Source organism: Ancylobacter dichloromethanicus (genome assembly GCF_018390645.1).
In the GTDB taxonomy this organism is placed as follows: domain Bacteria; phylum Pseudomonadota; class Alphaproteobacteria; order Rhizobiales; family Xanthobacteraceae; genus Ancylobacter; species Ancylobacter dichloromethanicus.
The window spans coordinates 100,292-119,879 of sequence record NZ_JAHBGC010000005.1; the positions used below are offsets into that span (position 1 = coordinate 100,292).

At 69.1% G+C, this 19,588-nt stretch carries 21 protein-coding genes and 1 pseudogene; 10 read left to right on the top strand and 12 right to left on the bottom strand.

Annotated features, from left to right (window positions below):
• Positions 1-126: 126 nt before the first annotated feature.
• From KHC23_RS02950 to dapE, 3 genes are all read left to right on the top strand, one after another.
• Positions 127-861 carry a pyrimidine 5'-nucleotidase gene (locus tag KHC23_RS02950; RefSeq protein ID WP_213369329.1) on the top strand — a complete coding sequence of 245 codons (735 nt, stop codon included), beginning with the start codon at positions 127-129 and terminating at the stop codon, positions 859-861.
• 118 nt (positions 862-979) lie between these two features.
• Positions 980-1,822 carry a 2,3,4,5-tetrahydropyridine-2,6-dicarboxylate N-succinyltransferase gene (gene dapD, locus KHC23_RS02955; RefSeq protein WP_213369331.1) on the top strand — a complete coding sequence of 281 codons (843 nt, stop codon included), beginning with the start codon at positions 980-982 and terminating at the stop codon, positions 1,820-1,822.
• Positions 1,823-1,969: 147 nt separating this feature from the next.
• A complete protein-coding gene (dapE, locus tag KHC23_RS02960; protein WP_213369338.1) occupies positions 1,970-3,181 on the top strand; it encodes a succinyl-diaminopimelate desuccinylase in 1,212 nt (403 codons plus the stop codon).
• Positions 3,182-3,213: 32 nt separating this feature from the next.
• Here dapE and KHC23_RS02965 read toward each other — a convergent pair whose 3' ends face one another.
• A complete protein-coding gene (locus KHC23_RS02965) occupies positions 3,214-3,525 on the bottom strand; it encodes a porin (RefSeq protein WP_213369340.1) in 312 nt (103 codons plus the stop codon).
• Positions 3,526-3,674: 149 nt separating this feature from the next.
• On the opposite strand from KHC23_RS02965, the gene KHC23_RS02970 reads away from it, so the two are divergent.
• From KHC23_RS02970 to KHC23_RS02980, 3 genes are all read left to right on the top strand, one after another.
• A complete protein-coding gene (locus KHC23_RS02970) occupies positions 3,675-4,118 on the top strand; it encodes an NUDIX hydrolase (protein WP_213369342.1) in 444 nt (147 codons plus the stop codon).
• A 5-nt stretch (positions 4,119-4,123) separates the two neighbouring features.
• Positions 4,124-4,573: a TIGR02301 family protein gene (locus tag KHC23_RS02975; protein WP_213369344.1), complete on the top strand. Its 450-nt coding sequence runs from the start codon at positions 4,124-4,126 to the stop codon at positions 4,571-4,573.
• A 171-nt stretch (positions 4,574-4,744) separates the two neighbouring features.
• Entirely contained in the window at positions 4,745-5,017 is a 273-nt protein-coding gene (locus KHC23_RS02980; protein WP_213369346.1) for a hypothetical protein, read from the top strand.
• A gap of 210 nt (positions 5,018-5,227) precedes the next feature.
• Here the strand turns inward: KHC23_RS02980 and rpsU are convergent, their stop codons facing one another.
• From rpsU to KHC23_RS03025, 10 genes and pseudogenes are all read right to left on the bottom strand, one after another.
• Complete coding sequence (gene rpsU / locus KHC23_RS02985; RefSeq protein ID WP_213369348.1) at positions 5,228-5,467, bottom strand: 30S ribosomal protein S21; 240 nt, start codon at positions 5,465-5,467, stop codon at positions 5,228-5,230.
• 251 nt (positions 5,468-5,718) lie between these two features.
• Complete coding sequence (locus tag KHC23_RS24265) at positions 5,719-6,066, bottom strand: DUF1330 domain-containing protein (protein ID WP_309299181.1); 348 nt, start codon at positions 6,064-6,066, stop codon at positions 5,719-5,721.
• A pseudogene (locus KHC23_RS24270) lies at positions 6,040-6,339 on the bottom strand (DUF1330 domain-containing protein); the annotation flags it as partial. The gene KHC23_RS24265 and the pseudogene KHC23_RS24270, both read right to left, overlap by 27 nt.
• A 24-nt stretch (positions 6,340-6,363) precedes the next feature.
• Positions 6,364-7,074 carry an orotidine-5'-phosphate decarboxylase gene (gene pyrF, locus KHC23_RS02995; RefSeq protein WP_213369350.1) on the bottom strand — a complete coding sequence of 237 codons (711 nt, stop codon included), beginning with the start codon at positions 7,072-7,074 and terminating at the stop codon, positions 6,364-6,366.
• Between the two features lie 20 nt (positions 7,075-7,094).
• Positions 7,095-7,679 (bottom strand): NADPH-dependent FMN reductase, encoded by a 585-nt coding sequence (locus tag KHC23_RS03000; protein WP_213369352.1) that lies wholly within the window; start codon positions 7,677-7,679, stop codon positions 7,095-7,097.
• 34 nt (positions 7,680-7,713) lie between these two features.
• Entirely contained in the window at positions 7,714-8,349 is a 636-nt protein-coding gene (locus tag KHC23_RS03005; protein ID WP_213369354.1) for a class I SAM-dependent methyltransferase, read from the bottom strand.
• Positions 8,350-8,503: 154 nt separating this feature from the next.
• The gene (gene dnaJ, locus KHC23_RS03010; protein ID WP_213369356.1) at positions 8,504-9,646 is read right to left on the bottom strand and encodes a molecular chaperone DnaJ; all 1,143 of its coding nucleotides are present in this window, start codon (positions 9,644-9,646) and stop codon (positions 8,504-8,506) included.
• A gap of 210 nt (positions 9,647-9,856) precedes the next feature.
• Positions 9,857-11,752, bottom strand: coding sequence for a molecular chaperone DnaK (gene dnaK, locus KHC23_RS03015; protein WP_213369363.1), 1,896 nt, complete (start codon positions 11,750-11,752; stop codon positions 9,857-9,859).
• A gap of 282 nt (positions 11,753-12,034) precedes the next feature.
• Positions 12,035-12,976: a sugar phosphate isomerase/epimerase family protein gene (locus KHC23_RS03020; RefSeq protein WP_213369365.1), complete on the bottom strand. Its 942-nt coding sequence runs from the start codon at positions 12,974-12,976 to the stop codon at positions 12,035-12,037.
• 157 nt (positions 12,977-13,133) lie between these two features.
• Positions 13,134-13,520, bottom strand: a complete 387-nt coding sequence (locus tag KHC23_RS03025) for a VOC family protein (protein ID WP_213369367.1) — start codon at positions 13,518-13,520, stop codon at positions 13,134-13,136.
• Positions 13,521-13,703: 183 nt separating this feature from the next.
• On the opposite strand from KHC23_RS03025, the gene KHC23_RS03030 reads away from it, so the two are divergent.
• Genes KHC23_RS03030 through KHC23_RS03040 form a run of 3 tightly spaced genes read left to right on the top strand, consistent with a single transcriptional unit; the run spans position 13,704 to position 16,416 of the window.
• Entirely contained in the window at positions 13,704-14,393 is a 690-nt protein-coding gene (locus KHC23_RS03030; protein WP_213369369.1) for a glutathione S-transferase family protein, read from the top strand.
• Positions 14,369-15,544 carry a tRNA epoxyqueuosine(34) reductase QueG gene (gene queG / locus KHC23_RS03035; RefSeq protein WP_213369371.1) on the top strand — a complete coding sequence of 392 codons (1,176 nt, stop codon included), beginning with the start codon at positions 14,369-14,371 and terminating at the stop codon, positions 15,542-15,544. The genes KHC23_RS03030 and queG overlap by 25 nt, the downstream gene beginning before the upstream one ends.
• Positions 15,541-16,416 carry an NAD-dependent epimerase/dehydratase family protein gene (locus KHC23_RS03040; protein WP_213369373.1) on the top strand — a complete coding sequence of 292 codons (876 nt, stop codon included), beginning with the start codon at positions 15,541-15,543 and terminating at the stop codon, positions 16,414-16,416. The genes queG and KHC23_RS03040 overlap by 4 nt, the downstream gene beginning before the upstream one ends.
• Here KHC23_RS03040 and KHC23_RS03045 read toward each other — a convergent pair.
• On the bottom strand, positions 16,341-17,126 hold the full coding sequence (locus tag KHC23_RS03045; protein WP_213369375.1) for a TetR/AcrR family transcriptional regulator: 786 nt from the start codon (positions 17,124-17,126) through the stop codon (positions 16,341-16,343). The genes KHC23_RS03040 and KHC23_RS03045 overlap by 76 nt on opposite strands.
• 578 nt (positions 17,127-17,704) lie before the next feature.
• Between KHC23_RS03045 and KHC23_RS03050 the strand changes: the two genes are divergently transcribed.
• On the top strand, positions 17,705-19,588 hold the full coding sequence (locus KHC23_RS03050) for a potassium transporter Kup (protein ID WP_246544107.1): 1,884 nt from the start codon (positions 17,705-17,707) through the stop codon (positions 19,586-19,588).

Sequence of the window (19,588 nt, forward strand, 5' to 3'; positions counted from 1 at the left end):
GCCGATGTGCGGGGCACCCCTCACCCGGTGCTCCGCGCCGAGCTTTCCCCGGGCGGGGAGAGGTAACGCGCCCAAACGTGAAATCACGCCTCGCCGGGCCGCCCGAGCTTCGCTATGGAGGACGCCATGAACACGCCATCCCCCATTGCCGCCGGGTCGCCCGCCGACGTCTCCCATGCCGACTTCTCCCACGTCGACACCTGGGTGTTCGACCTCGACAACACGCTCTACCCGCCGGGCCTGGACCTGTGGCGGCAGATCGACATGAAGATGCGCGCCTATATCGCCAACTTCCTCGGCCTGTCGCTGGACGAGGCGTTCGCGCTGCAGAAGGGCTACTACCGCAAATACGGCACCTCGCTGCGCGGGCTGATGATCGAGCACGCGATGGACCCGGACGACTTCCTCGCCCATGTCCACGCCATCGATCTCGCCAGCCTCGAGGCGGCGCCGGCGCTGGGCGAGGCGATCGGCGCGCTGCCGGGCCGCAAGCTGGTCTACACCAACGGCTCGCGCCGCCATGCCGAGCAGGTGCTGGCCAAGCTCGGCATCTCCGAGCATTTCGCCGATGTGCACGATATCGTCGCCGCCGAATTTCACCCCAAGCCGCAGGAGGCCGCCTATCGCGGCTTCCTTACCCGCTTCGAGGTCGACCCTGCCCGTGCGGCGATGTTCGAGGACCTCGCCCGCAACCTCGAAGTGCCGGCCCGGCTCGGCATGCGCACCGTGCTGGTGGTGCCGCCCGGCCTTGCCGTCAACCCGGCCGACCGCGAGGCGTGGGAGCATGAGGGCCGCGACGGCGCCCATATCGACGTGGTGACGCAGGACCTGACGGCGTTCCTGAACAGCCTCAGGGCGTGAGCCTGCGCGCGCACCTCAGGATGACGGCGCACTGGCGGCTCGCCGCCCCTCCCGCGCACATCCAAGTTGACAGAAGCCGCGCGCGACCGGACAAGACCCGCCAACAGCGGAGAGTGACATGTCGAGCCAGCTTCAGAGCATCATCGAGACCGCCTTCGACAACCGGGCCGAGGTCAATTTCGAGACCGGCGGCGAGATCCGCCACGCGGTGAACGAGGCGCTGGGCCTGCTCGACGCCGGCGAGGCGCGGGTCGCCGAGCCCGGCGCGGACGGCCAGTGGAGCGTCAACCAGTGGCTCAAGAAGGCGGTGCTGCTGTCCTTCCGCCTCAACGACATGACTGCCATTCCCGGCGCCCCCGGCGGTGCCCACTGGTGGGACAAGGTGCCCTCCAAGTTCGAGGGCTGGGGCGAGGGCGAATTCCGCGCGGCGGGCTTCCGCGCCGTGCCGGGCGCCATCGTCCGCCGCTCGGCCTTCATCGCGCCGAACGTGGTTCTGATGCCGTCCTTCGTCAATCTCGGCGCGCGGGTCGATGCCGGCTCGATGGTCGACACATGGGCGACGGTCGGCTCCTGCGCGCAGATCGGCAGGAACGTGCACCTGTCCGGCGGCGTCGGCATTGGCGGCGTGCTGGAGCCGCTGCAGGCCGGCCCGGTCATCATCGAGGACGACTGCTTCATCGGCGCCCGCTCGGAAGTGGTGGAAGGCGTGATCGTGCGCCGCGGCTCGGTGCTCTCCATGGGCGTGTTCATCTCCGCCACCACCAAGATCGTCGACCGCGCCACCGGCGAGGTGTTCGTCGGCGAGGTGCCGGCCTATTCGGTCGTGGTGCCCGGGTCGCTCCCCGGCAGGCCGCTGCCCAACGGGGCGCCCGGCCCCTCGCTCTACTGCGCGGTGATCGTCAAGCGGGTGGACGAGCAGACCCGCTCCAAGACCTCGATCAACGATCTGCTCCGGGACTGAACGCGGGTTTCCCGCGCCCCGGCTTGTCCGCCGTCCCGGCCGAAGCGTAGCGAAGAGCCGGGATTGTTCGTGGCTGGCGGCCGGGCCGTCGGCACGCGATCCCGGATGAGCCTTTGGCCGTCCGGGATGATGAGGAGAGGATCAAGCATGCCCGCCACTGTCCCTTCCTCCCGCGCCGACGCCGCCGACCCGGTCGAGATCCTGCGCGCGCTCATCCGCTGCCCCTCGGTGACCCCGGAGGAGGGCGGCGCGCTGGCCTATCTCGATGCGTTGCTGAGCGCGGCGGGTTTCGCCACCCACCGGGTAACGCTGACCGGACCCGACACGCCGGACGTGCAGAATCTCTACGCCCGCTTCGGCACGCGCGGGCCGAATCTGTGCTTCGCCGGCCATACCGACGTGGTGCCGCCGGGCAATGCCGCGCACTGGCGCTTCCCGCCCTTCGAGGGCGCGATACAGGACGGGCTGATCTATGGCCGCGGCGCGGTCGACATGAAGGGGGGCGTGGCCGCCTTCATCGCCGCCGGGCTGGATTTCGCCGCCACGCACGGCCCCGGCGGGAAGGGCGAACGGCCGGGCTCCATCTCGTTCCTGCTGACCGGCGACGAGGAAGGCCCGGCCATCAACGGCACCGAAAAGCTGCTGCGCTGGCTGGCCGACCGCGACGAACGAATCGACCATTGCGTGCTGGGCGAGCCTTCCTCGCGCGCGGCATTGGGCGACATGGTGAAGATCGGCCGCCGCGGCTCGCTGTCCGGCACGCTCACCGTGCACGGCCGGCAGGGCCATGTCGGCTATCCCCATCTCGCCGAGAACCCGATTCCGGGCATGGTGAGGCTGCTCGCCGCCCTGAAGGCCGAGCCGCTCGACGGCGGCAACGCGCATTTCCAGGCGTCGAATCTCGAAGTCGTCTCGGTGGATGTCGGCAATCCCGCCTTCAACGTGATCCCCGCCGAGGCGCGGGCGCGCTTCAATATCCGCTTCAATGATCTCTGGACCCCTGAGACGCTGGCGGCCGAGATCGAACGCCGGATGGTGGCGGCGGCGGGCAACGAGGTGCGCTTCGCCCTCGCCTTCGAGGCCCGCTCCTCCGACAGCTTCCTCACCGCGCCCGGCGAGTTCGTCGATGTCGTGGTCGAGGCGGTCGCGCAGGCGACCGGCCAGCGCCCCGAGCTTTCCACCACGGGAGGCACCTCCGATGCCCGCTTCATCAAGGATTACTGCCCGGTGGTCGAGTTCGGGCTGGTGGGCACCAGCATGCACGCGGTGGACGAATCGACGCCGATCGACGAGGTGCGGGCGCTTGCCCGCGTCTATGCCGGCACGATCGAGCGTTATTTCGCCGTGTTCGGGCGCTGAACGTCTCCACGCCAAGCTGTTGATTGGCCGGGCTACTTGCTCTTCAGCCCCGGCGCGAGCGCGTCGACCCGGGTCGAGCCGTTGACGTCGGTCGAATAGAGGTCCGCCTGGATGCCGCCGCTGATCTTCACGCAGGTGGAGGAGCCGGGCAGGCGGGTGAAGCCGGCGCCGTAGCTGGCGCAGGCGGGATCGGACCTGCCGTCGGCATTTGCCGGCTTGCGGCCGGCGTCCTCATTCGCCTGCGCTGCCGCTCCGGGGCTGCCGAGCGTCGTCGTTGCGGCGAGCAGCACGGCCAGCATGCAAAGGCGCAGCGGCATCGGCCCGCGTTCCACCGCCTCACCCATCAACCGCTCCCGCCTTCCGCCGTGCCGAGGATCGAACCTTCCGATCCGAATGCGGCCCCAATCGGGCGCCGTCAAGCGGGGCCAGCCCGGCACGCGGCGCAAACCGGCTAGGATGAGGAGCGATTCGCCCCAGACGGAGCCCGATACCTATGCCGGAATCGACCAGACCCGTGCTCGCTGCCAGCACCGCCGTGTTCCGCGAGGGCCGGGTGCTGCTGGCGCGGCGTGGCCAGAATCCCTCGCGCGGGCTGTGGACGCTGCCGGGCGGGCGGGTCGAGCCGGGCGAGACGCTGGCGCAGGCCGCGACGCGCGAGGTGATGGAGGAGGTCGGCGTTGCCTGCCATGTTCTGGGCGTTGCCGGTGCGCTCGACATCATCCAGCGCGATCCGTCGGGCGCGCTGGCGGCCCATTTCGTCGTGGTGAGCCATGCCGCGCGCTGGGTCGCCTTCGAGCCGGCGGTGGGGCCGGAGGCGGCCGAGGTCGGCTGGTTCCTTCCCACCGCCCTGCCGGAGGAGACGACGCCGGGGCTCGCTGGCATCGTCGAGGCGGCGTTTCTGCTGGCCCGCGGCGCCGACGCGCCGGATGCGGCCTAGCCAGCGTGCGGGCTCTTGACGCCCGCGCGGCGCTGGCGCACCACAGCCGCATGCGACCCGCCGCGCCCCGCCCCCTTTCGCTCTTTGTGCTGCTGGCGAGCCTTGCCGTCGGCCCGCTGCCCGCCGTGGCGCAGTCGACCCAGGGCGGCGCCCCGCCCTATGAGGCCGACCTGCTGCACCTCGCCGAGATTCTCGGAGCGCTGCACTATCTGCGCCCGCTTTGCGGGGCGGCCGAGACGACGCGCTGGCGCGACGAAATGCAGGCTCTGCTGAATGTCGAGGCGCCCTCGGGCGATCGCCGCGGCCAGCTCACCAGTGCCTTCAACACCGGCTATGAGGGCTACAGGCAGGTCTACCGCACCTGCACCCCCTCGGCGGAACTGGCGAGCCAGCGCTATCTGGAGACCGGGGCCAAGCTCGCCCGTGATGTCGCCACCCGCTACGGCAGCAACTGAACCGCCGCCCGCGGCGGCTGTCGGTGTACGATTATGTCACACCTGTCGCATTTTTGCCGCGGCAGATTAACCGTCCTTCAATTCTTGAGCGGACGTGCCGGCAGGGCATGCTAAGGTCTACAGGTAGCGTGCCGCACAGGCGCAGACATTTCGGCACGCGGAGGATTTGGATTGTCTCAACTTCCCGGAACGCTCGACATCGACGACCAGGCCGACCAGACTCACGAGGATGAGCGCCACGCCGCGCTCGCCTATCTCGACGAGGCGTGGAACGAGGCCGTCTATGATGGGCTCGACGAGGACTGCCTGGCGCAGGCGGCGCTGTTCACCGCCATCCGCTCGATGGTCGCCACTTATGGCGAGGAAGCCGCCGCCGGCTTCGCCGAGCGCCTGGCCGAGCGCATCCGCGCCGGCGAGTACACCATCCCCTATAACCGCCAGTAGGGCGCGCCGCCGGTAAGCCACGCACGGGCGCCGGCGAACCGCCGCTTTGCCTTCGTGGTCATATCCGGGACGAGGCCGCCCGCTTCATCCGGCCGCGAGTTCTCCCCGGCCGGTAGCTCTCCAATGCAAAAAGCGCGGCGACCGGGGTCACCGCGCTTGGCACTCTCTCGCCGCCGGGCCTCCCGCATGTGCGGTGCCCCGGAGGCCGTCTCAGCGGGCGCCGGGGACGACCTTCGGCTTGGACGGCAGCAGGCCCTCGCGCTGGGCGCGCTTGCGGGCGAGCTTGCGGGCGCGGCGGATGGCCTCGGCCTCCTCGCGGGCGCGCTTTTCGGACGGCTTCTCGTAGTGTCCGCGCAGCTTCATCTCGCGGAAAATACCCTCGCGCTGCATCTTCTTCTTCAGCGCCTTGAGGGCCTGGTCGACGTTGTTGTCCCGAACGAGAACCTGCACGTGTCTTCCTCTTCGTGCGCATGGTTGAATTCTGGAGACCGGTGCGGGTCTCCCGAAAACCTACGGGAAGGCGGGCAGCCGATCAGGGTGAGGGCACATAGCAGGAGTCATTTGCCTTGTCCACCGGTGCGGCGCGGTCCATGGCGACAAAGCCGCGCGAGCTTGCGCCGGTGCCCGCCCTGCGGCCCGGTTTCCAGGCGCCGCAGGGTTTTGCGCAAGTGTGAGGCCGCCTTGCGGGGGCGACGAGCGGGTCAGACGCCGCCTATGGCGATCACCTCGGCCACCGCCGCCTTGCTGCGGAAGGCGAGCGCGGCCTGGTATTCCGGCGAGTGATAGCAGGCCAGCGCGGTGTCGTAATCCTTGAAGGCGACGAGCACGTTGCGCGAGCGGGCCTCGCCATGCACGCCCTCGTGGCGGCCGCCGCGCACCACGAACCAGCCTTCATATTTGGCGATGGCGAGCGCGTCGGCGGCGACATAGGATTTGTAGGTCTCCATGTCGTGCACGTCGATGCGCATTACCCAATAGCCGGTGCCGGGCCCCTGCGCCGGGCCGGAAATCGTGCCCGCTGCCGGCTGGTCGCCCGTATAGCCCTCGATGACGAGATGCTCGCCCTCCGAAGAGGCGGCGCGATGGGTGTAGGCGGCCTGGTATTCCGGCGAGTGGAAACAGGCGAGCGCGGTTTCGTAGTCCTTGAACTCGACCACGACATTGCGTGAGCGGGCCGTGCCCTCCAGCACCTCCGGCTCGCCGCCGCGGACCAGAAACCGCCCGCCGAACGCGGCGATGGCCGGCTCGGCGCCCTGCAGATACGGCTTGTAGCCGTCGCCATCATGCACATCGAGGCGGCTGATCCAGTAGCCCTTGGCCATCTTCATCAATCCTTCTGCGTCGGTTCAGGAAAGCGCGCGCGCGATCTCGGCCAGCACCGCGCGGGCGGCGGCAGCGGGGTCGGGCGAGGCGACGATCGGCCGGCCGACCACCAGATGGTCGGCGCCGGCGCGGATGGCGGCGAATGGCGTGGCGATGCGCTTCTGGTCGCCGGCATCGCTGCCGTCCGGGCGCACGCCGGGGGTGACGATGGCGCCCCTCGGCCCCAGCGCCGCGCGCACCGAGGCGGCGTCGGTGGGGGCGCAGACGATGCCGTCAATGCCGATCGCGCGGGCCTGCGCGACGCGGCGGGCCACCGTCTCGGCGACGCTCGCCGCATAGCCGGCCTCATTGAGGTCGCCCTCGTCATAGGAGGTGAGCACGGTGACGGCGAGGATGCGCAGCGGGCTGGCGCCCTTGCCCTCCATCGCCGCCCGCATGGTCTGGGGATAGGCGTGCACGGTGGCGAAGCTGGCGCCCAGCGCGGCGAGGCTGGCGACGCCGCGCGCCACCGTGTTGCCGATGTCGTGCAGCTTGAAGTCGATGAATACCTTGCGGCCATCGGCGATCAGTTCGCGGGCGAAGCCGAGGCCGCCGGCGAAGCCGAGCTCGTAGCCGATCTTGTAGAAATTCACCGTGTCGCCGAGGCGGGAGACGAGGCTCTCCGCCGCCCCCACCGACGACAGGTCCAGCGCGACGATCAGCCGGTCGCGCGGGTCGGGAACGGGGGCGTGCATGGCTGGCGGTCTCCGCGGCGTCAGGCGCGCAGACCGGCCCGCAGCGCCGCTTGCTCGATAAGCGCTGTCATCACGCCGCGCAACCTTTCGCGCGCCTTGTCGTCCTTGAAGTCGCCGCGCGCGTCGAAGGCATTGGCCGCGCCGGCCACCATCACCTGCTCGGCCAGCACCAGGCAGCCGAGGCCGAGCGCCAGCGTCTGGCGCAGCATCATCGAGGCGCGGTAGCCGCCGAGCCCGCCGGGCGAGGAGGAGCCGATGGCGTAGACCGGCCCCTTGAAGGCGTCGCCCTCGCCGCCGCGCACGCGGCTGGCCCAGTCGAGCGCGTTCTTCAGTAGCGGCGGCAGGCCGGCATTGTATTCGGGGGTGGCGATGAACACGCCGTCGGCGCGGGCGAGCTGGTCGCGCAACTGCTTCGCGCTGGCCGGCACGCCCTCATTCGCTTCCAGGTCGCCGTCATAGATCGGCATCGGGTAGTCGGCGAGCGACAGCAGGAGCGGCTCGCATTCCAGCTGGGCGAGCTCCTTGGCGGCCAGCGCGGCGAGGCTGGCGGAGAACGAGCCGGTGCGGATGGAACCGGCGAACACGACGATACGCGGCGAACGCATGAGGGCCTCGGCGATCAGGCGGCGGCTTCCGGCCTCACGCGCCGACGGCGTTCAGCTCCGGCGCCGCCGCGCGGTGCATGTTGGAACGATAGACCCAGACGCGGGCCGGCGGAAGGTTGGCCCAGATGCGCTGGCTGACATGGGCATCGAACCGTTCGGGCAGCAGCGGTACCGGCGAGACGACGGCATAGGTGAACTGGATGAAGGGCGCGCGCGGCACGGAGAGGCCGAAGGCCTGGTCCAGCAGCCCGTGGCGCTCGGGCGCCGGGCGGGTGAACAGCGGCAGGCTGGAGACCACGGCCGCCGCCGGGCGGTCGATATGGCTCTCCACCGTGCGGGCCATGTCATAGGCATCGCCTCGGATCACGGTGGCGGCGGGGAAGCGCAGCCGCAGCAGCTTGCAGAATTCCGGATTGTACTCGATCAGCACCAGCCGCTCGGGCGCGACGCCGCGGGCGACCAGTGCCGCCGTCACCGGTCCGGTGCCGGGACCGAGCTCGATGACCGGGCCGTCCTGCTCGGGGTCCACATAGCCCGCCATGGTGCGGGCCAGCGCCCGGCCCGACGGCGACACCGCGCCGGTGCGCAGCGGATTCTGGAACCAGGACTGAAGGAAGCGGACTTCGTCGGGGCGCTCTTTCGGCGAGGGGCAGGCAGAACGATGGAGCATGCGACTTCAATTCCGGTAAGCCGTGGCGGGAAGCGCGGCGACGCAGGTGCGGAGGGCGGGGCGCGAAGCAGGGGCAACGACACCAGGCCAACATTAATGGCCGGATAGCCTCCTGTTAAGGCCCCGCGATGACGCGCGGATTACGTTTCTCCATTTATTCGGCGTCTCCGGCAAAGAAATCCTTCACCTTGGCGAAGAAGCCGCTGGATTCGGGATGCGTGTCCTTCGAACATTCGGCATCGAATTCCGCCAGAAGTTCACGCTGACGCCGCGTCAGATTCTGCGGCGTTTCGACGACGACCTGCACATACATGTCGCCGCGGGTGCGGCTGCGCAGCACCGGCATGCCCTTGCCCGAAAGCCGGAAGCGCTTGCCGGACTGCGTGCCCTCGGGAATCTTCACCTTGGTGGTCTCGCCGTCGATGGTCGGCACCTCGCAGGTGCCGCCAAGCGCGGCCGTGACCATGGAAATCGGCGCGCGGCAGAACAGGTCCGCGCCGTCGCGCTGGAAGAAATCGTGCGGGGCAAGCGACAGGAAGATGTAGAGATCGCCGGACGGGCCGCCGCGCACGCCGGCCTCGCCCTCATTGCCGAGCCGGATCCGGGTGCCGTCCTCGACACCGGCGGGAATCCCCACTTCCAGCGTGCGCTCCTTGGTGGTGCGGCCGGCGCCGGCGCAGGCCGGGCAGGGGTCCTCGATCACCTGGCCGCGTCCCTGGCAGGTCGGGCAGGTGCGCTCCAGCGTGAAGAAGCCCTGCGCCTGGCGGATGCGCCCGCTTCCTGAGCAGGTGCGGCAGGTGGTGGGCTGGGTGCCGGGCTTGGCGCCGGTGCCGGTGCAGGTCTCGCAGACGATCGAGGTCGGCAGGCGGATGGTGGCGTCCTTGCCGGAGAACGCCTCCTCCAGCGTGATTTCCATGTTGTAGCGCAGGTCCGCCCCGCGCTCGCGCCCGCCGCGTCCACCGCCGCCGCCGCGCCGGCCGCCGGACATGCCGAACAGGTCGTCGAAAATATCGGAGAAGGTCGAGGCGAAATCGTTGCCGAAGCCCGGCCCGCCTTGCCCGCCCATGCCGCCCTCGAAGGCGGCGTGGCCGAAGCGGTCATAGGCGGCGCGCTTCTGCGGGTCCTTGAGGACGTCGTAGGCCTCGCTGATTTCCTTGAAACGCAGCTCGGCCTGGTCGTTACCGGGATTCTTGTCCGGGTGCCACTTCATCGCCAGCTTGCGGTAGGAGCTCTTCAGCTCGCCATCGCTGCAGGTCTTGGTGACTTCGAGAAGTTCGTAATAGTCGCGTTTGGACATGGGTCGCTGTGCCGTCGCATCCTTGGCCGCCGCCGGCGCTTCCCGCGGCGGGCGGTTCCGGCCGGCATGCAGGAAACCTGCCGGAGATCGCCCCGGCCGTGATCCTGCGTGCCGGGCTTGCCCAGACCCGTGGCGCGCGGCATGGGCCGCGGGGCCATGGAAAGAAATCCGCCCCCGGAGCGAAGTCCGGGGGCGGCGCTCAGATGTGGATCAGGCCGACTTCTTGCTGTCGTCGTCGACCTCGGTGAACTCGGCGTCCACCACATCGTCCTTCGGCGCCTCGGCGGTGCCGGCATCGCCCTGCTGGGAGGCGTACATCGCCTCGCCGAGCTTGAGGGAGGCCTGCGCCAGCGCGTTGGTCTTGGCGGCGATCGCCTCGGCGTCGTCCCCTTCCATCGCCGCCTTGAGGTCGGCGAGCGCGGTCTCGATCGCGGCCTTCTCGGGCGCGCCGACCTTGTCGCCATATTCGGCGAGCGACTTCTCGGTCGAGTGCACCAGCGCCTCGGCGTGGTTCTTCGCCTCGACCGCGGCGCGGCGCTTCTTGTCTTCCTCGGCGTGCGCCTCGGCGTCCTTCACCATCTTGTCGATGTCGGTGTCGGACAGGCCGCCGGAGGCCTGGATGCGGATCTGCTGCTCCTTGCCGGTGCCCTTGTCCTTGGCCGAGACGTTGACCAGGCCGTTGGCGTCGATGTCGAAGGCGACTTCCACCTGCGGCACGCCGCGCGGCGCCGGCGGGATGCCGACGAGGTCGAACTGGCCGAGGATCTTGTTGTCCGCCGCCATTTCGCGCTCGCCCTGGAAGACGCGGATCGTCACCGCCGTCTGGCCGTCCTCGGCGGTGGAGAATACCTGGCTCTTCTTGGTCGGGATGGTGGTGTTGCGGTCGATCAGGCGGGTGAACACGCCGCCCAGCGTCTCGATGCCGAGCGAGAGCGGGGTCACGTCGAGCAGCAGCACGTCCTTCACGTCGCCCTGCAGCACGCCGGCCTGGATCGCGGCGCCGATGGCGACCACTTCATCCGGGTTGACGCCCTTGTGGGGCTCCTTGCCGAAGAACTGCTTCACCACTTCCTGCACCTTGGGCATGCGGGTCATGCCGCCGACGAGCACGACCTCGTCGATCTGCCCGGCGGTGAGGCCGGCATCCTTGAGCGCCTTCTTGCAGGGCTCCATGGTGCGCTGGATCAGGTCGTCCACCAGCGCCTCGAACTTGGCGCGGGTGAGCTTCATGGTCAGATGCTTCGGGCCCGAGGCATCGGCGGTGATGAAGGGCAGGTTGATCTCGGTCTGGGTGGCCGACGACAGCTCGATCTTGGCCTTCTCGGCGGCTTCCTTCAGCCGTTGCAGGGCGAGCTTGTCGTTGCGCAGATCGATGCCCTGCTCCTTCTTGAACTCGTCGGCGAGATAGGTGACGAGCCGCATGTCGAAGTCTTCGCCGCCCAGGAAGGTGTCGCCATTGGTGGACTTCACCTCGAACACGCCGTCGCCGATCTCGAGGATCGACACGTCGAAGGTGCCGCCGCCGAGGTCGTAGACCGCGATGGTGCCGGCCTGCTTCTTGTCGAGGCCATAGGCCAGCGCGGCGGCGGTGGGCTCGTTGATGATGCGCAGCACTTCAAGGCCGGCGATGCGGCCGGCGTCCTTGGTGGCCTGGCGCTGGGCGTCGTTGAAATAGGCCGGGACGGTGATGACCGCCTTCTCGACCTTGGCGCCGAGATAGGCCTCCGCGGTCTCCTTCATCTTCTGCAGCGTGAAGGCGGAGATCTGCGAGGGCGAATATTTCTTGCCGTCCGACTCCAGCCACGCATCGCCATTGTCGGCGCGCACGATCTGGTAGGGAACAAGCTTCTTGTCCTTCTCGACCATCGGGTCTTCATAGCGGCGGCCGATGAGGCGCTTCACCGCAAAGAAGGTGCGCTCGGGGTTCGTCACCGCCTGGCGCTTGGCCGGCTGGCCGACGAGGCGCTCGCCATCCTCGGTGAAGGCGACGATGGAGGGCGTGGTACGCGCGCCTTCCGCGTTCTCGATCACCTTCGGCGTGCTGCCTTCCATGACCGCGACGCAGCTATTGGTCGTGCCGAGATCGATGCCGATGACTTTAGACATACTGTTTCTCCTTCCGGCAGGCCGGCCGGACCTTCTTGAAGCACCCGGAGAGGAACGGACTCGATGTGCCGCGCCCCCGGACCGGCCCCCAAACAATAGGGTACGACGCTCCTCGCGCCGTTCGTGGCCGATATAGGGGGCAGCCGTTTCCGCCGCAAGAAGCAGCCCGGCCGTAATTGCGGCGCCGCCGGCGAACCACGCCCGGCCAGGGCGGCGCGGCGTTGCCGGACATGCCGGCGAGAGGCGCCGTCGCGCGGCACTGCGGGCAGGTGGGCGACCGGCTCAGCCCACCGGCGCGAGTTCCGCCCGGAAGCGCCCGGCGAGCACGCGCAGGACCTCGACCTGGTCCTTCAGCTCGCGCCAGTGGCGGGGGTTCAGCTCCAGTATGGCGATGGCGCCCGGGGCGGGGCGCACCGTCTGCACCACGCTGTCCCAGTCGATGCCGCCCCAGCCGATCGGCAGGTGCAGGTCGCCTTCGCCGAAGGCCACCGCCTCGGCGGGGTCGTAGTACCAGAGGTCGCCAGCGCGGCGCTCATTGGGCCTGCCGAAGGAATCGTGCAGGTGGAAATGCGCGACATAGGGCGCCAGCGCCGCCATCTCGGCGATCGGGTCGAGCCGCGCGTCGGTGCAGCGAATATAGGCGTGGCTTACATCGAGCGTCGCCTTCACCGCCGGATGGTCGATCGCGGCCAGTTCGCCGGCGAGCTTGGCCGGGGACGCCGTCTCGCGGGCATGGATGAAGCGGAAGATGTTCTCGACGCACAGCGTCACGCCCCGCGCGGCGGCGAGGTCGCCGGCCCGGGCGAGCGCGTCGCGCTGGCGCGAATAGGCCACTTCGAGATCGTCGTCGGGATCGCGCACGAAGCCGGCGTGCACGACGAGGTGCCGCGCCCCAACCGCCGCGGCGATCTCGATATTGGCGGCCAGCACCTTCTCGTGGCGCGGCAGGCGCTCGGGCAGGTCCATCAGGTTGATGGCCAGCGCGCCATGTATCGTGTAGCCGAGCCGGCGGCCTTCGAGCGCCCGGACCAGATCCTTCAGGCGGCTTTCGAGGATGCGTCCGTCGACGATCAGGTGCCAGGCATAGGCCGGCAGTTCCACCACCTCGACGCCGAGCGCTTCCGCCTCGTCGAGCCCGGCTCCCACATCGTCGAACTCGGGGCTCCCCTCGCGAAGGGAGTAGCCGCAGGCGCCAATGGCGGGAGTCGGGATGTGGAGCTGCATCGTGTGGTTCTTCCCCAGGGAGAGGCATGAAGGGAGGCGCGGGCGCCGACGCAACGGTCGCAACCCCGTTACGCCACATATATGGCACACAGGTTACGGCTCGACCGAATCGTGAGCAATATCGGAGCGTTGGAGAGGGGCGCGCCGCCTTGTCGGCTCACATTTTCGGCGTGATCCAGCCGGCGACGGCGCCTTGCGAATCACGAATGATCGCGATCCGGCCGACGTCGGGCACGTCGAAGGGCGCGCGGATCAAGGTACCGCCCGCCGTGAGGGCGCGGGCGCACCGCTCGTCGATGTCGTCGACCGCGATATAGGACAGCCAGTGCTCCGGCACGCCGTCGAATTCCGGCCCGTGCAGCGGGAAGATGCCGCCCACCCGCGCATCGCCATTGCGGATGATCCAGTAGTCCGTGCCACCGGCGATGGGCATGGCCTCGAAGCTCCAGCCCAGCGTGGCGGCGTAGAAGGCCCTGGCGGCGGGGATGTCGCGGCTGTTCAGCTCGTTCCAGACGAAGATGCCGTGCGGCCGCGTGCTTTCCATGATCCACCCCCCTGCGGTGTTAACCCTGTGGACACCATAACCCGAAATCGGCGGCCGCGTTCGCGCCCGCCGGCGGCCCGCCGCGCCTTGTTGACGCCGCGATGGCTTGCGATGAGGCGCGAACCCTTCTAGACCGATTTCAGGCGCCGCCTGGCCAAGGGCTCCTCCAGACCCTCCCGGAAAATGCAGCTCTATCACCATCCCTTCTGCGCCCATTCGCGTCTCGTGCGTCTCGCTCTCGGCGAGATGGGCGTCGAACCTGAACTGATAGAAGAACGGGTGTGGGAGCGGCGGCCCGAATTCCTCATGCTCGACCCCGCTGGCGTCACGCCCGTGCTGGTGGAGGATGACGGCTTCGTGGTGCCGGGGATCGACACCATCACCGAATATCTCGACGAGACCCGCGGCGGCGCGCTGGGCACGCGACGTCTGCTGCCGGTGCACATCGGCGAGCGGGTCGAGGTGCGCCGGCTCAGTTCCTGGTTCAACCACAAGTTCCACGCCGAGGTGTCCGAGCCGCTGGTGCGCGAGAAGGTGTACAAGCGCTACACGCCGCGCGAGCTTGGCGGCGGCCCGCCGGACATGGCCATCATCCGCGCGGCGCGGGCCAATATCCGCTATCATCTGCAATATATCGGCTGGCTGCTGAAGGCGCGGAACTGGCTTGCCGGGGAGCGGATGAGCTATGCCGATCTCGCCGCCGCGGCGCATATTTCCTGCGTCGACTATCTGGGCGACGTGCCCTGGGACGAGGACGAGGGAGCGAAGACCTGGTACGCGCGCATCAAGTCGCGTCCGGCGTTCCGGCCCCTGCTCGCGCTGACCATGGCGGGCATGCCGCCGGCGCCGTGCTACGCGGATCTGGATTTCTGACGCCGGAGGCGGCCAAGGACTATCTGTTCGCGCTGGCCCGCGAGGAGGGCTTCGACGCCATGGGCATCGCGAGCGCCGACGCCATTCCCCATGCCGGCCCGCGCCTGCACCAATGGATCGCCGAGGGCGCCCATGGCGACATGGACTGGATGCCCGCCACCGCCGAGCGGCGGGCCGCGCCGGCCCGGATGTGGCCGGACGTCGCCTCGATCCTCCTGCTGGGGCTCAATTACGGGCCGGACGAGGACCCCCGCGCCATCCTCGACGAGCGCGCACGCGGCGCCATCTCGGTCTATGCGCGCGGCGACGACTATCACGAGCTGATCAAGGGCAAGCTGAAGCGCATCGCCTCGCGCTTCGTGCCGCGCGCCGGGGCTTTGGGCGCGGTCGAGGTCAAGGTGTTCGTCGACACCGCGCCGCTGATGGAGAAGCCGCTGGCCGAGGCGGCCGGGCTCGGCTGGCAGGGCAAGCACACCAATCTGGTCTCGCGCGACAAGGGCTCCTGGCTGTTCCTCGGCGCCATCGCCACCAACCTCGCCCTGCCGCCGGACGCGCGCGAAATCGACCATTGCGGCTCCTGCCGCGCCTGTCTCGATGCCTGCCCGACCGGGGCCTTTCCCGCGCCTTACCGCATCGACGCGCGCCGCTGCATCTCCTACCTCACCATCGAGCTGAAGGGGGCCATTCCGCGCGAGTTGCGCCCGTTGATCGGCAACCGCATCTATGGCTGCGACGACTGCCTCGCCGCCTGCCCGTGGAACAAGTTCGCCGCGATGGGCCGAGAAGCGCGCCTCGCCGCCCGCGACGAAAACCGGGCGCCGGCGCTCGCCGAGCTTGCACGGCTCGACGATGCGGCCTTCCGGGCGCGCTTCTCGAAGAGCCCGGTGAAGCGCATCGGGCATGCGCGCTTCCTGCGCAACGTGCTGGTGGCGATCGGCAATTCGGGCGAACCGCGCCTCGCCGCCGAGGCCGAGCGGTTGCTTGGCGGCGCCGATCCGCTGGTGCGCGGCGCGGCGGTGTGGGCACTCGCCCGGCTGCTGGAGCCGCCGGCCCTCGCCAGGCTGGCGCAGGCGCAGGGCCACGAGACCGATCGGGAGGTGCGCGAGGAATGGCGGCAGGCGGGCGTTGCCATCGCGGGGGAGAGACCATGAACGGAACCCTGCTCTGCCTGGGGCACGGCACCTGCGCCCAGCGCTTCGTCGCCCTTCATGGCGATGGCTTCGCCCGCCGCATCGGCACCGGCCGCGAGGGCGGCCCGCGCTCCGGCATGGAGATGATCCGGTTCGACGGCGAAGCGGCCCCCGGCCTGATCGAGGCCGCCGGCCGTGCCGACGTGGTCATCGCCTCCGCCCCCCCGGGGGAGGCCGGCGATCCCTTTCTCGGTCCGCTCGGCGCCGCATTGGCGGAAGGCGCGGGGCCGCTGGTCTATCTCTCCACCATCGGCGTCTACGGCGATTCCGGCGGGGAATGGATCGACGAGACCGCGCCGCTGGCCGCCACCGCGCCACGCGCCCGCCGCCGCATCGAGGCGGAGGCCGGGTGGCAGGCGCTGGGCCTGCGCTCGGGCCGCCCGGTGGCGGTGCTGAGGCTCGGCGGCATCTACGGGCCCGGCCGCAACGCGCTGCGCGATGTGGCGGACGGCACCGCCCGCTGTATCGAGCGGCAGGGGCAGGTGTTCAACCGCATCCATGTCGATGACATCGCCGGCGCCATCCATGCCGCCGTCTCGCAGCGCTTCGACGGCGTGGTGAATGTGGTGGACGACGAGCCCTCGCCCTCCTGCGCGCCGGTGCGCTTCGCGGCGGCGCTGCTCGGCGTGCCGGCGCCCCGTGGCGAGAGCTTCGAGCAGGCGGCGCGCGGCATGTCGGCGATGGCGCGCTCGTTCTGGGCCGACAACCGGCGGGTGCGCAACGACCGCCTGCATGCGCTGCTCGGTGGCGCGCTGCGCTACCCGACGTTCCGCGAAGGATTGTCCGCGCTCGCGGCGCCGGAATCGGCCCCATCGGGCAATTGTGCCGGCTGAGGCGCCAGCCAGGCCTCGCGCGGCGGGCAGGCGAAGGCGCTCATGAACGAATAGACGGTGTGGTCGACGACCTTGCGGATCATCGTGGCGTCGGGGAGCGTGATGTCGCCGAAGATCATCGGCATGATCAACTTGCCCTGGCAGCCGAGCATGAACTGCCAGGCGGCCATCTCCACATCCTCGATGGCGAACTCGCCCTGCGCGATCTTCACCCGCAGCCATTCGGACAGCCGGCGCACCCCGGTTTCCTGCCCGGCCTGAAGATAGGCGCGGCCGATATCCGGCAATTTCTCCGTGACCCCGATCACCATCCGCACCGTGCGGATATGGCTCGGTTCCAGCATGGCGTGGAGATAGCGGCAGGAGAGGCCACGCAACGTGGCCTCGGCGGGGGCTTCGGGGTCGAGCTCGAAGCAGGCCTCGGCGGTCCGCTTGCATTCATCCGTCACCAGCGCGGTGAACAGGTCTTCCTTCGAATCGAAATAGACATAAAGCGTGCCCTTCGACACCCCCGCGGCGCGCGCGATCTCGCCCATGCTGGCGCCGTCGAAGCCCGAGGCGAGAAAAATCTCCCGTGCACCGCGGAGAATCTGATCCCGCTTGGCGGGTGAGTTGCCGATCGTGGGGCCGGTGAAATCGGGCTGGGAGTTGCGTCCGCCGTCCGGATGGCGCCCCGCGCGCTGATGTTCAAATTCCGGTAATGAGGCCATGAAATATCTAATGATTCAGTGCGTCAGCGACAAAGGACGGATGGTAGTCTGGAGTGGGTCGTGCAAATAGGCAACGCCCGGGTTGTTCGACAAGTTCATTTGTATACTAAATGACCGAACGGTTCGGTCGTTATTGATTGTAGTGATCGAACCGGTTATTGATCCGACGTCGCCACCGGATCTGGTCGAAAGGAACCCGCAAGCCTTTGGACACCACAGGTCTGTTGGTCGAGGGAGGGGGATTAATCCGCCCCCCCAATCCCCCTCCCTCATCTTCGACAGTGTGGAGCATAGGGCGTCCGGCCCTCCTTCACGTTTCCGTGGGTGGGTACCGGCGGGCGCCGCGTCCACCCCTGTGCGTATTGGCGTTGCGGACTCAATGCTTGGCGCCGGTGCGGCGGCAGAGTATTGCTGCCACGCTCCCGATGCCCCGGCATCTTTGGCCCAACCCGGCTTCATGTTCCGTAACGTCGCCTCTTCTTCGTTGATCCCCCGCATTCCTCGCGCGGTGATGGCGGGCCTTCCATGGACCGGCCGGGCCCGTTCGCGCCACGGCGCGGGCCACGCCAGGGGGTTCCATGGCTGAACGTCGCCTCGCCAGTCGCCGATCCTTCCCTTTCGCCGCCGAGATGGCGGCACTGGGCGTGGTGTTCGGGGATATCGGCACCAGTCCGCTCTATGCGTTCAAGCAAGGACTCAATGCCGTCGGCGGCTCGGGCATTTCCGACGCCGACGTGCTCGGGCTGCTGTCGCTGATCACCTGGGCGGTCATTCTCTCGGTCACCATCAAATACGTCATGCTGGTGCTGCGGGCGGACAATGACGGGGAGGGCGGCATCCTTGCCCTCGTGACGCTGCTTGATCTCCATCGCTCCGCGAATGGCAAGCGGCTGCTCCTGCTCGTCGCGGGCCTCGTCGGCGGCGCCATGCTCATCGGCGACGGCGTGCTCACGCCGGCCATCTCGGTGCTGTCCGCCATAGAGGGGCTGGAGGTCATCGCGCCGGCGCTCGACCATTGGATCGTCGCCGCCACGGTGCTGGTGATCCTTCTCGTGTTCCTTTCCCAGCGGGCCGGCACCGAGCGGATCGGCGCCTTTTACGGGCCTGTGATGCTGGCCTGGTTCCTGTCGCTCGCCGCCCTCGGGGTCCACGGCATCGTGCAGGCGCCGCAGGTGGTGGCGGCGCTCGATCCGCGCCACGGCATCCTGCTTCTCGCCGACCATCCGCTTCTGGCCGGCGCCATCCTCGGCGCCACCTTCCTGGCGATCACCGGCGGCGAGGCGCTCTATGCCGATCTCGGCCATTTCGGCCGGCCGGTGATCACCCGCGCCTGGCTCGTGGTGGCGATGCCGGCCCTGCTGCTGAACTATTACGGCCAGGGCGCCAACGCCCTCGTCCACCGCGAAACGGTGCGCAACCCGTTCTACGATCTGGCGCCGGACATGTTCGAGGTGCCGCTGCTCATTCTCGCGACCTGCGCCACTGTCATCGCCTCGCAGGCGATCATCACCGGCGTGTTCTCACTGGCGAAACAGGCCATCGAACTTGGCTACCTGCCGCCGATGCGCATCCGCTACACCAGCGAGCGCAACGACCAGCACATCTATGTGGGACGGCTCAACTGGATCATGATGCTGGCCTGCATCGCCATCGTGGTCTCCTTCGGCTCTTCCGACCGGCTGGCCTCGGCCTATGGCATCGCGGTGGCGATGGCCATGGTGTCGACCACCATCCTGTTCGTCGCCTATGTGCGCCGCAGCTGGCGCTGGCCGCTGCCGGCGCTGATCGCCCTCGCCTGCGGGCTGGCGGTGATCGACCTGTCCTTCGCCGCGGCGAACCTCACCAAGCTGCACGATGGCGGCTGGCTTCCGGTCACCATCGCCGGGCTGGTGCTGGTGATCATGGTATCGTGGCGGCGCGGTCTCGAAGGGCTGGGCATCCAGCAGCGCCGCTTCACCGGGCCGCTCGAAGACTTCGTCGCCAAGGGGCGCCCGCCCGGCTGCGCGGTGAGCCCGCGCACCGCCATCTTCCTGTCGCGCGGCGGCGCGGTGACGCCGGTGGCGCTGGGGCGGCTGTCGGAACTGCTCAACGTGCAGTTTGCCCGTGCGGTCATCGTCTCGGTCTGGATCGCGTCGCGCCCGCGCGTGCCGGTGGACGAGCGGGTACGCGTGCTGCCGCTCGATTCCGCCCATCTGCGGGTCGATGTGCGCTTCGGCTACATGCAGCAGATCGACGTGCCGGCGGTGCTGGGGCCCGCGCTCTATGCGCAGGGCATCGACCCCGACGAGGTGGTCTATGTCATTGGTCACGAGCGCGTGATGCCGCCGGACGACATCCTGGGCGTGCGCGACCTGCTGTCCCATGTCTTCGCCTTTCTGGCGCGCAATGCCGAACGCTCGGTCGACCGCTTCGGCCTGCCGCGCCCGCGCACCATCGAGATCGGCTATCCGGTGCGGCTCTGA

Bases quoted from the DNA above. Each gene is read 5' to 3' on its own strand.
- KHC23_RS02950 (WP_213369329.1), top strand. From the start codon at position 127: ATGAACACGCCATCCCCCATTGCCGCCGGGTCGCCCGCCGACGTCTCC.
- dapD (WP_213369331.1), top strand. From the start codon at position 980: ATGTCGAGCCAGCTTCAGAGCATCATCGAGACCGCCTTCGACAACCGG.
- dapE (WP_213369338.1), top strand. From the start codon at position 1,970: ATGCCCGCCACTGTCCCTTCCTCCCGCGCCGACGCCGCCGACCCGGTC.
- KHC23_RS02965 (WP_213369340.1), bottom strand. From the start codon at position 3,525: ATGGGTGAGGCGGTGGAACGCGGGCCGATGCCGCTGCGCCTTTGCATG.
- KHC23_RS02970 (WP_213369342.1), top strand. From the start codon at position 3,675: ATGCCGGAATCGACCAGACCCGTGCTCGCTGCCAGCACCGCCGTGTTC.
- pyrF (WP_213369350.1), bottom strand. From the start codon at position 7,074: ATGCACGCCCCCGTTCCCGACCCGCGCGACCGGCTGATCGTCGCGCTG.
- KHC23_RS03000 (WP_213369352.1), bottom strand. From the start codon at position 7,679: ATGCGTTCGCCGCGTATCGTCGTGTTCGCCGGTTCCATCCGCACCGGC.
- KHC23_RS03005 (WP_213369354.1), bottom strand. From the start codon at position 8,349: ATGCTCCATCGTTCTGCCTGCCCCTCGCCGAAAGAGCGCCCCGACGAA.
- dnaJ (WP_213369356.1), bottom strand. From the start codon at position 9,646: ATGTCCAAACGCGACTATTACGAACTTCTCGAAGTCACCAAGACCTGC.
- dnaK (WP_213369363.1), bottom strand. From the start codon at position 11,752: ATGTCTAAAGTCATCGGCATCGATCTCGGCACGACCAATAGCTGCGTC.
- KHC23_RS03020 (WP_213369365.1), bottom strand. From the start codon at position 12,976: ATGCAGCTCCACATCCCGACTCCCGCCATTGGCGCCTGCGGCTACTCC.
- KHC23_RS03025 (WP_213369367.1), bottom strand. From the start codon at position 13,520: ATGGAAAGCACGCGGCCGCACGGCATCTTCGTCTGGAACGAGCTGAAC.
- KHC23_RS03030 (WP_213369369.1), top strand. From the start codon at position 13,704: ATGCAGCTCTATCACCATCCCTTCTGCGCCCATTCGCGTCTCGTGCGT.
- KHC23_RS03040 (WP_213369373.1), top strand. From the start codon at position 15,541: ATGAACGGAACCCTGCTCTGCCTGGGGCACGGCACCTGCGCCCAGCGC.
- KHC23_RS03045 (WP_213369375.1), bottom strand. From the start codon at position 17,126: ATGGCCTCATTACCGGAATTTGAACATCAGCGCGCGGGGCGCCATCCG.
- KHC23_RS03050 (WP_246544107.1), top strand. From the start codon at position 17,705: ATGGCTGAACGTCGCCTCGCCAGTCGCCGATCCTTCCCTTTCGCCGCC.